At 65.6% G+C, this 12834-nt stretch carries 11 protein-coding genes and 1 riboswitch; of the genes, 8 read left to right on the forward strand and 3 right to left on the reverse strand.

Annotated features, from left to right (window positions below; genetic code table 11):
* Positions 1 to 13: 13 nt before the first annotated feature.
* A riboswitch (cobalamin riboswitch) is annotated at positions 14 to 142 on the forward strand.
* A gap of 40 nt (positions 143 to 182) precedes the next feature.
* The 8 genes from ACVWY6_RS13060 to ACVWY6_RS13095 all read left to right on the forward strand — a co-directional run bounded on the left by ACVWY6_RS13060 (position 183) and on the right by ACVWY6_RS13095 (position 7747).
* Positions 183 to 419, forward strand: coding sequence for a CbtB domain-containing protein (locus tag ACVWY6_RS13060; protein ID WP_023961645.1), 237 nt, complete (start codon positions 183 to 185; stop codon positions 417 to 419).
* 12 nt (positions 420 to 431) lie between these two features.
* On the forward strand, positions 432 to 1262 hold the full coding sequence (locus ACVWY6_RS13065; protein WP_457538454.1) for a CbtA family protein: 831 nt from the start codon (positions 432 to 434) through the stop codon (positions 1260 to 1262).
* A complete protein-coding gene (locus ACVWY6_RS13070; RefSeq protein WP_457538456.1) occupies positions 1259 to 1831 on the forward strand; it encodes a histidine phosphatase family protein in 573 nt (190 codons plus the stop codon). Before ACVWY6_RS13065 ends, ACVWY6_RS13070 begins: the two co-directional genes overlap by 4 nt.
* 50 nt (positions 1832 to 1881) lie before the next feature.
* Positions 1882 to 3120, forward strand: a complete 1239-nt coding sequence (locus tag ACVWY6_RS13075; protein ID WP_099381927.1) for an acyl-CoA dehydrogenase family protein — start codon at positions 1882 to 1884, stop codon at positions 3118 to 3120.
* A 208-nt stretch (positions 3121 to 3328) separates the two neighbouring features.
* Positions 3329 to 3856, forward strand: a complete 528-nt coding sequence (locus tag ACVWY6_RS13080) for a TetR/AcrR family transcriptional regulator (protein WP_099382124.1) — start codon at positions 3329 to 3331, stop codon at positions 3854 to 3856.
* Positions 3853 to 5394: a flavin-containing monooxygenase gene (locus tag ACVWY6_RS13085; RefSeq protein ID WP_457538457.1), complete on the forward strand. Its 1542-nt coding sequence runs from the start codon at positions 3853 to 3855 to the stop codon at positions 5392 to 5394. The genes ACVWY6_RS13080 and ACVWY6_RS13085 overlap by 4 nt, the downstream gene beginning before the upstream one ends.
* Positions 5391 to 7097 carry an FAD-dependent oxidoreductase gene (locus ACVWY6_RS13090; RefSeq protein WP_457538459.1) on the forward strand — a complete coding sequence of 569 codons (1707 nt, stop codon included), beginning with the start codon at positions 5391 to 5393 and terminating at the stop codon, positions 7095 to 7097. The genes ACVWY6_RS13085 and ACVWY6_RS13090 overlap by 4 nt, the downstream gene beginning before the upstream one ends.
* On the forward strand, positions 7097 to 7747 hold the full coding sequence (locus ACVWY6_RS13095; protein ID WP_457538461.1) for a hypothetical protein: 651 nt from the start codon (positions 7097 to 7099) through the stop codon (positions 7745 to 7747). Before ACVWY6_RS13090 ends, ACVWY6_RS13095 begins: the two co-directional genes overlap by 1 nt.
* Positions 7748 to 7808: 61 nt before the next feature.
* On the opposite strand, the gene ACVWY6_RS13100 is transcribed toward ACVWY6_RS13095, so the two are convergent.
* Genes ACVWY6_RS13100 through ACVWY6_RS13110 form a run of 3 tightly spaced genes read right to left on the reverse strand, consistent with a single transcriptional unit; the run spans position 7809 to position 12746 of the window.
* Positions 7809 to 10565, reverse strand: coding sequence for a molybdopterin-dependent oxidoreductase (locus tag ACVWY6_RS13100; RefSeq protein ID WP_457538463.1), 2757 nt, complete (start codon positions 10563 to 10565; stop codon positions 7809 to 7811).
* Between the two features lie 10 nt (positions 10566 to 10575).
* Entirely contained in the window at positions 10576 to 11388 is an 813-nt protein-coding gene (locus tag ACVWY6_RS13105; protein ID WP_457538465.1) for an FAD binding domain-containing protein, read from the reverse strand.
* Complete coding sequence (locus tag ACVWY6_RS13110) at positions 11388 to 12746, reverse strand: 8-oxoguanine deaminase (protein ID WP_457538467.1); 1359 nt, start codon at positions 12744 to 12746, stop codon at positions 11388 to 11390. The genes ACVWY6_RS13105 and ACVWY6_RS13110 overlap by 1 nt, the downstream gene beginning before the upstream one ends.
* Positions 12747 to 12834: the final 88 nt, after the last annotated feature.

Genomic DNA, 12834 nt, shown 5'->3' on the forward strand with positions numbered 1-12834 from the left:
GGCAAAACGCCGCGGAATAGAGTCAGCGCACGTCGTGCGAACGGGAAATCCGGTGCAAATCCGGAGCGGTCGCGCCACTGTGAGCTGATCTCAACCCACCGGGTGGAGCCGCAAGTCAGGGGACCGGGGCACGACACCCAACAGGTCGACGCGGGGCGCGCATCCCGCGAGAGGAGATATCAATGTCGAGTTCTTCGGTCTCGCAACCGGTTTCGAATGCCCCCACGTTGGCCGTCGCGGTCCCGGATGTGTCGGTTGTGAACGCCGCACTCTGGCTGACCGCCACCACCATGGTCGCGTCCCTCGCCTACTACTTCCTCGGCTTCGACCAGGGCGCGGTGTCGGTGTTCGGCAGCGACACCCATGTCCACGAGTACATCCACGACGCGCGGCACTTCCTCGGCTTCCCCTGCCACTGAGCAGGCGAGCAGGTGGAAAAGAAGTTCATCGGCGCCGGACTGCTCTCAGGTCTGGTCGCCGGAATCGTCGCGTTCGTCTTCGCCCGGATCTACATCGAGCCCCTTGTCGACCGTGCCGTCGGGTATGAGGAAGGCCGGTCGCACGCCGAACTCGAACTGACCGGCGGATCTCACGCGCACGACCACGAGTTGTTCTCCCGGACTGTGCAGCAGAACTTCGGCGCCGGTGTGGGGTCGGTGGTGTTCGGCCTGATCATCGGGGCGTTCTTCGCTGTTGCCTTCACGGTTGTGTGGGCCTACATCGGCCGGCGGTACCCGACAACCGACCCGCGGACGGTGGCGGCTCTGCTCGCAGTCTGCGGATTCGTCGCGGTGTATCTCATTCCCTTCAGCGCGTATCCCGCGAATCCGCCCGCTGTGGGTGGTGACGACACGATCGGGTCTCGCAGTGGCGCGTACCTGACGATCCTGCTGCTGTCGGTGGGCTTCATGATCGCTGCAGCGGTCTTGGCGTTCTGGCTGGCGCCGAAGATCGGTGGCCTGTATGCGGCAGTGGTGGCGGGCGTCGCGTATTTGGCCGCGATCGCGGTCACCGTGGTTCTGTTGCCGAGTTTCGACGAGGTGCCGGGCCCGCTGATGGACGGCCAGTCGATGGTGTTCCCTGGGTTTCCGGCCGATTTGCTCGGCGACTTCCGGTACTACTCGGTGATCAATCAGGTCATCTTGTGGGCAGTCCTCGGCCTCGGATTCGCGCTGGCGCTCAACTGGATCGGCAAACAGACGGCCCGCACGGCCGGTGCAGGTGCTCGCAACGGGGCGGAAGGCGGAGCCCGCCCGACATGACGGGCCAACCCCCACTGGATCTCACAGTGGTCGTGGCTGCACGAACGGGTCCGAATGCAACGTTGGCCTTCGGGTCGCATGACGAGCCGCTGGACACGCGCGGGCAAGCCGATGCGACGGGTCTGCGCCTGCACTCGGGCGCGAAAGTCTTTGTTGCTCCGGACGTTTCTGCGCGCGACACGGCCAGGTTGATGGGCGCGCGGGACGCAGACGTGGAACCGGCACTGCGGGCCATGGACCTGGGTCGATGGGCCGGCCTGCGGCCCGATCAGGTAGATCCCGTCGAACTCGGTCAGTGGTTCACCGACCCGGCAGCCGCTCCGCATGGCGGCGAGAGTGTCGTCGGTTTTGTTGGGCGCCTTGCTGAGTGGCTGCAGAACCGAGGCGGCGACGATGTCGCAGTGGTCGTCGCCGGGGGTACCGCGCAGGGCATTGTCGCGGCCGCGATCGGAGCGGACTTCTTCAGCATCGAGGTCCGGCCTGCAGATGTGATCCGCATACGTCGTCGCGGTGGCCGCTGGCGTCTGCGGCCGGGCATTCGGGAATCGGTGAACCGCCTCGAAAAGTGATCTCGGATTCTAGTGTTGGTCCAGAACGTCGACATCCGAGGGGAATCTGCATGTACGAGTGGTCCGAAGAAGATTTGATGGTGCGCGATGCCGTGCGCGGCTTCATCGACAAGGAGATCCGTCCGCACATCGATGAGCTCGAGACGGGCGTCCTCCCGCCCTACGACATCATCCGGAACCTGCTCAAGACCTTCGGCGTGGATGCGATGGCCTCCGATGCCCTGGAGAAGGAGTTCGCCAGGGATGAAGCGGTGGCCCGCGGAGAAGCCGAGCCCAAGACCGGTTCGGGAGGCGGCCCGGGGATGACTTCGATGGGCGCCATCCTCAACATCGAACTGTCGGGCGTGAGCCTGGGCATCGTCGCCTCGATGGGTGTGAGTCTCGGACTAACCCCGTCGACGATCCGATCCAAGGGCACGCTCGCCCAGAAGAAGCGGTGGCTGCCCGACTTGGTCACCATGAACAAGGTGGGCGCCTGGGCGATCACAGAGCCGGATTCGGGATCGGATGCACTGGGTGGCATGAAGACCACCGTCCGGCGAGACGGCGACAACTACGTCCTCAACGGCCAGAAGACATTCATCACCAACGGTCCGTTCGCGGACACCGCGGTGGTCTTCGCCAAGCTCGACGACGGCGATTCATCGGTCGATCGGCGCCAGCGCAAGGTCTTGACCTTTGTCCTCGACAAGGGCATGGAGGGCTTCACTCAGGGCAAGCCGTTCAAGAAGATGGGCATCATGTCGTCGCCCACGGGCGAACTGTTCTTCGACAACGTGAAGCTCGACAAGGACCGACTCCTCGGCGAGACGGAGGAGGTCGGTGCCAAAGGCGGCGGTGAGGGCGCCAAGGCCGGTTTCGTTCTCGAGCGGGTCGGTATCGCCTCGCTGTCGCTCGGCATCATCAACGAGTGTCAGCGACTCTGTGTCGAATACGCCAAGCAGCGCACCCTGTGGGGCAAACCCATCGCCGATCTGCAGCTCATCCAGCTCAAGCTGGCCGAGATGGAGGTCGCCCGGATAAATGTGCAGAACATGGTCTTTCATGCCCTCGAACGGTCGCAGGCTGGCAAGCCGGTCGACCTCGCCGAGGCGTCGGCGATGAAGCTCTACTCATCACGCACGGCAACCGAGGTCGCGATGGAAGCCGTCCAGTTGTTCGGTGGCAACGGCTACATGGCCGAGTACCGGGTCGAGCAACTGGCCCGTGACGCGAAGTCGCTGATGATCTACGCAGGCAGCAACGAAGTACAGATCACTCACGTCGCCAAGGGTGTCCTGGCGCGTTAGTTCTTCTGGACCGAGCCCACCTCCGCCGGGAAAGCAATACCCGGGTCCGGAGGTGGGCTTGTTCAGTTGTATGGCCAACTTACAAACAGACTGGACTGTTTCTTAATTCTTCGCTAACCTCACCGATGTGGCGACCAACACAGGCGTGACGGAGGAGGCCGGCCAGGCTCCGTCGCAGAGTCGAACCCAGGCCGAGCGCACTGCGCAGATGCGGGCGCGACTGCTCGACGCTGCCATCTCGTGCCTGATCGACAACGGTTATTCCGGGACCAGCACGCAGGAGATCTCTCGACGCGCGGGGGTGTCCCGCGGCGCCCAGTTGCACCATTTCCCGACCAAGGAGTCGTTGGTCGTCGCGGCGGTCGAGCACCTGGTGGAACAGCGGCTGGATGAGTTGCTCGGAGCTCATGCGAGTGGCGAGGTTCCCGGGGTCGAGGTATTCCTCGACGCCTTCTCGGGTCCGCTTTTCTACGCCGCCCTCGAGTTGTGGATCGCGGCCCGGACCGATCCTGCGCTGCATGCAGCTGTGCTGCCGCTCGAGGCGCGGGTCAACGAGGCCATCCACACCGGTGGAGCCGCAATCTTCGGTGACCGGATGTCGCCTGAGGCCATCGAGATCAGTGTCGAACTCGCCCGTGGACTGGCGGTCTCGGCACTGTTCCGCAACGAGAAGTCCGACCGCGAGCTCCGCAAGCGGTTGATACCGATATGGGAGGCAATGGTGACCACCACATGACCGCGCTGAGTTCAGATCCGATCGAACAGCACGATCTTCCGGCGTCCGTGCACACGTTGATCGTCGGCACCGGCTTCGCCGGCCTGGCTGCCGCACACAAGATTCTCGCCGACACCCCCTCGGCCGACGTCCTGATCATCGAGCGCGCAAGCGATGTCGGCGGGACGTGGCGAGACAACACGTACCCGGGCGCCGCGTGCGACGTGCCGAGCAATCTGTATTCGTTCTCGTTCGCCCAGAGCCCGGAGTGGACGCACAACTACGCTCGCCAACCGGAGATCTTCGCGTACCTGCGATCGGTCGCGGACCAGCGCGGCCTGCGCGATCGCACCGTCTTCGAGTGTGAACTGCTCGGCGCGCGGTGGGACGCAGACAAGGCGCGCTGGTCGGTGTCGACCTCGCGTGGACCGATCGAGGCGCAGGTCCTGATCGCCGCCACCGGTACGCTGTCCAACCCCAGCTTTCCCGACGTCCCCGGCATCGGCGAGTTCACCGGGACGATGTTCCACAGTGCCACCTGGAACCACGACTTCGATCCGGCGGGTAAGCGCATCGCCGTTGTCGGGACCGGGGCCTCGGCAATTCAGTTCGTACCTGAATTGGCCGGGCCTGCAGCGCATGTGACGGTCTTTCAGCGGACGCCCGCCTGGATCATCCCGCGGCTCGACCGACAGATCGGCAAGCTCGAACGCACGCTGTATCGCCTGGCGCCGTTCACCCAGCGATTCGCACGCAACAGTCTCTACTTCTACCGCGAGGCCTACGTCGTCGCCCTGGCGAAGTTCACGTTCCTGCTGCCGCTGTTCAAGCTCTTGGCCATGAGCCAATTGCGCAAGCAGGTCAAGGATCCGGGGCTGCGTAAGAAACTGACGCCGAAGTTCACCATCGGTTGCAAGCGAATGTTGCTCAGCAACACATGGTTGTCCACGCTTGCGCGCGAGAACGTCACCCTCGTGGACACCGGCATGGCGGCGGTGACCGCCAACGGCGTTGTCGACGGTGCCGGCCGCGAACACGAGGTCGACGCCATCGTGTTCGGCACCGGGTTCACCGCCACCGAGCCGCCGGTGGCCAGCGTGCTCTACGGCGAAGATGGGCGCACGCTTGCCGACACCTGGAACGGCAGCCCGAATGCGTATCGCGGCACCACCGTTCACGGCTTCCCGAACCTGTTCCTCATGTATGGGCCGAACACCAACCTCGGTCACAGTTCCATCGTCTTCATGCTGGAGTCGCAGGCCGCGTACATCAGCTCGGCGATCACCCAGATGCGTTCTCGCAACATCGCTTCGGTGAACGTCAACAAGCGCAAGCAGGCCGAATACAACCAGGGGATCGACGAGCAACTCGAGGGCACAGTGTGGAACTCGGGCGGCTGTTCGAGCTGGTATTTCGACAAGAACGGTCGGAACTCGGTGATGTGGCCGACGTTCACGTGGGAGTTCCGACAAGCGTTGCGCTCGGCTGATCTGAGTGACTACGACCTCGGCCGCGGCACGGTGCGCGCGCCTCGACCACGCGAAAGTGAGCCGGCATGAACGACTATGACGTGGTGGTGGTCGGATCAGGTTTCGGCGGATCGGTTGCCGCGCTACGGCTGGCCGAAAAGGGCTACAAGGTGGCCGTTCTCGAGGCCGGCCGCAGATTCACCGACGACCAGCTGCCCAAGACGAGCTGGCGACTTCGCAAGTACCTCTGGGCGCCGTGGCTGGGATGCTATGGGCTGCAACGCATCCACCTCCTGCCCGACGTATTGGTGATGGCCGGCGCGGGAGTGGGCGGCGGGTCGCTCAACTATGCCAACACGCTCTATCAACCACCGAAACGCTTCTTCGAAGACCCGCAGTGGGGACACATCACCGACTGGCAGGACGAGCTCAATCCGTACTACGACCAGGCCCGTCGCATGCTCGGGGTGGTGGACAACCCGCTGGTGACGGCGGCGGACAAGGTGATGCGCGAGGTGGCCGACGACATGGGCGTCGGGGACACGTTCACCACCACGCCGGTCGGCGTGTTCTTCGGCAACGGCACCGAGCGGGAGTCCGACCCGTTCTTCGGCGGGGTCGGGCCCGAACGCACAGCGTGCACCGAGTGCGGTTCTTGTATGACCGGCTGCCGCGTGGGCGCCAAGAACACACTGGTCAAGAATTACCTGCACCTCGCCGAGAACGCCGGGGTCACCGTGTTGCCTCTCACCACGGTGCGGGCAGTGCGGCCGTCCGCCGACGGGTACGAAGTCGTCACCCGCCGCACCGGTGCCAAACTCCGGCGCAAGGACACATCGATCTCCGCCGGTCAGGTGATCTTCGCTGCCGGCACATACGGCACACAGAAGTTGTTGTTGGCCATGAAGGAGACCGGCGAGCTGCCGGAGCTGTCCGACCAGCTCGGGTCGGTGGTCCGCACCAACAGCGAAGCAGTGCTGGCCGCGACAGCTCGTGACCGAAAAGTCGACTACACACAGGGCATCGCCATCACGTCGTCGTTCCACCCCGACGACCACACCCACATCGAGCCGGTGCGATACGGCAAGGGCAGCAACGCCATCGGCTTGCTCCAGACCGTGCTGTCCGATGGCGGCGGACCGGTCCCACGAGTGTTCAAGACCATCGGGGTGGCATTGCGGCACCCGGCAGCGTTCATCCGCAGTCTGTCCGTACGGCACTGGTCAGAGAAGACGGTGATCGCGCTGGTGATGCAGACCGACGACAACTCGCTCGAATTGGGCTCCAAGCGTACGATTTTCGGTCGGCAGCTGACCAGCCGACGCGGAGCGGGTGATCCGCCGCCGTCGTGGATACCCCAGGGCCACAAAGCCATCAGATTGCTTGCCGACAAGATCGACGGAGACCCGGGTGGTTCCATCGCCGAAGTGGTCAACATCCCGATGACCGCGCACTTCCTCGGCGGCTGTGTGATCGGCGCCGACGCCGACCACGGTGTCGTCGATCCCTACCATCGCATCTACGGTCATCCGGGTCTGCATGTGGTGGATGGCTCGGCGGTGAGCGCGAACCTCGGTGTCAATCCGTCGTTGACGATCACCGCGCAGGCCGAACGAGCGATCGCGATGTGGCCCAACAAGGGTGAGCAGGACAAGCGCCCGGGCCTGGGTGAGCCGTACCGACGCGTTGCTGCCACGGCGCCACGATCGCCGGTGGTCCCCGAGAGTGCGCCCGGAGCTCTGCGCCTGCCCCTGTTCGTCACGATGCCGGAGTCCGCGAAAGGGGCATGCTGATGTGGAGTGTTGCCGAGTCGGCGATCGAGCCAGGAGACGTGCCGATCAGTTCGCCGCCGCCGTGGCCGGCCGCAGTGCGCGCCACCCTGTGGTGGCATCGGAGCACAGAGCAAGCCAGGGCCATCGGCCCGAAGGGCTCTGTCCTCCCGATCACCATCGGCATGGTCGTCGACTATCTCGACTCGCCCGTGGGCCCGTACCGGGAGATCCTGGCGAGCCCGGTACTGCGACGACCCGGCAGCGGCCTCGGTGCGCTGCCGCGAATGTCGGTGCCGTTCATCGCCGTCGATTCCGCGGCCTCGGTCCATGGCGGGCGTGAGCACTGGAGTCTGCCGAAGGTCCTGGCCGAGTTCACAGGCGACGTACTCGCGGGTTCTGGTGCCGGAGGCCCGGACTGGACCGTCCAGACACAATCCGAGGGCCGTGGCCCGGCATTCCCGATCAAGGGCGGTCTCGGATTCGCCCAGCCGGTGGACGGTGCGCTGCTGCTGGCCGGGTCGAAGCTCACCGGCAAGGCGCGCTATGCCCGGGTCACCGTGCTCTCGGAGGGCCCGACGTTGTCGCAGTGGCTGAAACCCGGGACCCACCACGGACTCCAGATCGTCTCCGGCCGGATGGAGACAGGTCCGGCGACCCGGCTCGCCATCTAGAGCGGAGCCCGCTCGACGGCGGTTAGGGCCCGGTCGGCGGCGGTTAGGGCCCGCTCGGCGGTCATGACCCGGGTTGGTGTGGCTGACCATTGCTGATGGCCCGCCACACCCGTGACGGGTTCATCGGCAGTTCGTACACCCGGACGCCCACCGCGTCGCGAATCGCACTCTCGAGTGCGGGGGCCACCGGGTTGTAGGGCGCCTCGCTCATCGACTTGGCGCCGAGAGGGCCGATCGAATCGTAGGTGTCGGCGAAGTACACCTCGGTCTCCGGCACATCGGCGAGTTGGGGGATGTGATAATTGCGCAACACCTGGGTGAGCACCTGGCCCTCGTCAAGGATCATCTCCTCGTAGAGGGCGCTGCCGATCGCCTGTGCCGCACCGCCTTCGACCTGTCCCCGGCACTGCTGCGGGTTGAGCACCACTCCGGCGTCCGCGGACTGCACCGACTGCAGGATGCGCACCTCGCCAGTGGCGGAATTGACCGCGACACGAAACGCATGGACGTTGAAGGCGATCGAGCGCGGGGTGCCGTTCTGAGTGCTCGTGGCGTGCAGTGGTCCTCCGTGGACGGTGACGATCCCGGCGAGGTCGATGAACTCCGCGCCCGCCTGCACGCCTTGCGGTCCGAGGGTGCACTCGGCGAGATCGGCGTCGAGTGCTCGCGCTGCAATGGCGAGGATCTCGCCGCGCAGCTGAGCGCACGCGAGGCCGAGTGCCTTGCCGGCGACCACCGTACCGGCTGATCCGAAGGCTCCGGTGTCGTAGCCGACCTCATCGGTGTCGGCCTGCCTGATCACTATCTGGCCCGGTGAACACCCGAGCGCCGACGACGCGATCTGGCTGTGAACGGTGGTGGTTCCGTTTCCGAACTCTGCGGTGCCGACCGCGGCGATGTACGTGCCGTCATCGGTCAGCGTGACCGAGACATCGGCAAAATGTCCACGCGGCGGAATGGTGGCGATCATCGCCGTCCCCATGCCTTCGCCGATGTGCCACCCGGGCCGGCCTGCCAGGTCTTCGCCCGCCCGGACCGGGTCGGCACGCCCGGCGATCAGCGCTCGCTCGGCCAGATCTATGCACTGGTCGAGTCCGTAGCTTCCGAACTCGAGGTCGCCCTCTTCGACCTCCCAGGCGACGAACTCGTCTCCGGGGACGACCACGTTACGACGGCGCATCTCGAACGGGTCGATGCCCAGCTGTGCCGCGAGTTCGTCGATGGCGCCCTCGATGCCGAACGCGACCTGGCCCAGACCGTAGCCGCGGAAAGCGCCCGACGGAATGTTGTTGGTGTACACAGCTTGTGCGTCGACGTGCTTGTTGGGGCAGCGGTAGAGCACCATGGTCTCGTTGCAGGCGTGGAACATCACCCCGCTGCTGTGGTTTCCATAGGCGCCGGCGTCGGACAGCACCGACACCGAGAGCGCGGTGAGGATTCCGTCGGCGCCCGCTGCCGCCGTCACCCCCACACGCATCGGATGGCGGCACGGGGCCCGGGTGAACTCCTCGGTGCGCGTGAACTCGTATACCGCGGGGCGCCCGGTCTTCATGAGCGCGAGCACCACCACGTCTTCGGTGAGCAGTTCTTGCTTTCCCCCGAAACCGCCACCCACCCGAGCGGCGTACACACGGACGTTGTCGCCGCTGAATCCGAAGATGTGACACAGCTCGGCCCGCACCAGAAAGGGGACCTGTGTGCTGGACCGCACCACCACCCGGCCGTCATCATCTCGCCAGGCGACTGCGCCATGGGTTTCGAGGTGGGCGTGCTGGACGCGTGCCGTCTGCCAGGTTCCCGAGACCACAGCGCCCCCGTTGTCACGAGCCTGCGCGAGACCGGCCTCGATGTCGCCAACCGTGCCGTCGACGGAGGCGACGAGATTGCGGGCCGGGTCCGCAATCCGGGAATCGGGCCCCTTCTCGCCGTGCACTGTCGGTGTCGCGGGATCGGTGGCCAGCGCCGGATCGAAGTTGGCGGGCAGCACGTCGTACTCGACCACGATGAGTTCGGCGGCGCGACGGGCGATGGTGATCGAGTCGGCGACCACTGCAGCCACCCGCTGCCCGATGAATCGCACCGTGGTGTCGAAGACGTATCCGTCGTCGGGGTCGTCGTAGCGGTGGTCGTGGCGCGCGGTCGAGAACGGCACCCCCGGATCGTCGCGGTACGTCAGAACTGTTCGTACTCCGGGCATCTGCTCGGCCGCCGAGGCATCGACGGACAGGATCCGGGCGTGCGCATGTGGACTCCCGAGCACCGAGATGTGGCCGACGTCGTCGGGCAATCCATCCATCGTGTACGGCTCGGTCCCGGTGACGATGCGTGGTGCGGCCGGAGCCGACACCGAGCGGCCGATCGATGGACCGGAATCTCCCGGCGACACCTTCTCCGTGCCGACCACGCCGTCGATGGCGTCGCGGATCGCGCGGTATCCGGTGCACCGGCACAGGTTGCCCTTGAGGCTGTTCGGCAGGTCGTCTCGCTGATCTTTGTTGAAAGTGCTTGCGGTGACGATCATTCCGGCGGTGCAGAAACCGCACTGAAAGCCGGCGGCGTCGACGAACCGCTGTTGCACAGGATGCAGATTCTCCGGCGTACCGAGACCGGTGACCGTGGTGATCTCGGAGTCCATCACTCGGAACGCCGGAATGAGACACGAATGGTGCGGCTCGCCGTCGATCAGTACCGAGCAGGCACCGCAATCGCCTGCGTCGCAACCCTTCTTGACCCCGAACTCTCCTTGGTCGCGCAGAAACGTCCGTAGACACTGCCCGGCCGCGGGCGTGGCGGCCACGTCTTCACCATTGATCTTCACAGCCCGCTCCTCACAGTCCGGCCAAGTGCGCGACGACGTCCCGGGTGAGCACTCCGGTGACCTGGTGGCGCCAATCGGCCGCCCCGTGGGCATCCGAGTAATAGGCGCCGGCCGGGACCGCGGAATCGACCTGCGCTGCCACGGCCTGGGGGTCCAAGGAGTCGGTGAACACCACATACGGGCGATCGGTCGCCGCCGTCACCGAGATCACGACGCCATCCGGTGTCCGGCGCCCGACGACCACGGCTCCGGACCGGCCGAGGGGGGACAGGGCCACCTTCCGCAGAACGGTCGGCTGGCGGAGGCTGGAGGCGGGAATTCGCACCGAGCGCAACACATCTCCTTCGTCGAGGACCGTGGTGGAGTTGCCGGTGACGAAGTGGGGGACCGTGCATCGGACGTCGGACCCGTCCGCCTTCCAGATCAACAACTCGGCGTCCAGCGCCGACAACATCGAGATCATCGAACCCACCGGGAACCCGAGACAGATGTTGCCGCCGACAGTGGCGCTCTTCCAGATCTTGTACGAGGCCAGCAACGCCTGCGCGGCCTGACCGAACACCGCGGTGGCCACCCAGTCACCGGGGTAGGCGGTGGACTGCAACGTTTCGATGGTGCAGGTGGCGCCGATGTCGAGGCCGTCCTCGGCGATCGTGAGGTCGGGCCACCGAAGTCCCCGCAGGTCGATCAGCCGGTTCAGGTGCATCTGCGGTTCACTCATCAGCCAGGTGCCGCCGGCCATCAGGCCGTCGGCGCCGGACAGACCGGCCAGATCTGTACGGTTCCGCGGCACCACAACGGAATCGACCGAATGCAGGTCCATCAGCCGGCCTTCGCGATCAGGACGTCGTGCGCCGCAGCCACCTCGGCGGCGGTTGCCTCGACATCGATGGTGGTCAGTTCTCCCGCCCGGACGACGGTCTTCCCGTTCACCCACAGACGTTCCACCGGGGGAACCGCACCGAGAACGAGGGCGGCGACAGGGTCTGCGATACCGGCGTGCCCCAGGCCGTCCCGTCGCCACAACACCATGTCGGCGAGTTTGCCGGCTTCGATGGAGCCGATACTGTCCTGGCAACCCAGTGCACGCGCGCCGCCCAGCGTGGCCATCTCGAGTGCTTGTCGAGTGGTGAGCGCCGTCGGTCCGCCGGTGGCACGCGCCATCAACACCGCCTGATGCGCTTCTTCCAGAATGCGGCTGGATTCGTTCGAGGCCGCGCCGTCCACACCCAAGCCGAGCGGGACGCCCGCCGCCAAAAGGTCACGGGCGCGGGCGGTTCCGGCACCGAGGCGGCCGTTTGACGACGGGCAGTGAGCCACCGAACTCCCGGATGTGGCCAAGGTCGTGATCGCGTGGTCGTCGAAGTGGACCCCGTGGGCAAACCAGACATCAGTGCCCAGCCAGCCGACCGTTTCCATGTATTCGATCGGTGTGCATCCGAAACGGTCTGCGGTATAGGCGGACTCGTCCTCCGTCTCGGCCAGATGTGTGTGCAGACGTACTCGCCTCTCTCTGGCGAGTTCGGCAGAGGCACGAAGCAGGTCGGCAGTCACCGAGAACGGTGAACACGGTGCAAGAGCGATCTTCACCATCGCATCGGGACCCGGGTCGTGCCAGCGGTCGATCGCATCTGCGCTGGCGGACATGATCTGGTCGATGGTCTCGACCACGCTGTCCGGGGGCAGCCCACCGTCCTTCTCGCTCAGGTCCATCGAGCCGCGCGTGGGGTGAAAACGCAGGCCGACGGTCTGCGCAGCGATGATCTCGGCCGCCAACATGTCGCCACCCTCTTTCGGGAAGACATAGTGGTGGTCGGTGCTGGTGGTGCACCCCGAGAGGGCCAGCCAACCGAGCGCGCCGGTTGCGGCCACGTTCACGGCGTTCTCGTCGATGCCCGCCCACACGGGATACAGCGTGGTGAGCCACTCGAACAGGGTGTGATCAGCGGCGAGGCCGCGAGTCAGCCACTGATAGAGGTGGTGATGGGTGTTGACCAGGCCCGGGGTGAGGATGCAGCCGCGTCCGTCGACGATCTCGGCTCCGTGTGCCACCGCAGGATCGACCCTGCCGTCGACGACATCCGTGATCCGATTGCCGTCGAATACGACGGACCCGGAGGCGATCTCACGGCGGCCGGCGTCCATGGTGATGACGTAGGCGTTCTCGACGACGGTGGTCATGCTCGCCACGCTACGGCGAAAGCGTTACGGAAAAATGACATTCGAGCTGGGCGGTACCACTTGCGGGCCGGACGAATGGGGTAGAGGC

The organism is Williamsia sp. R60 (assembly GCF_054063855.1).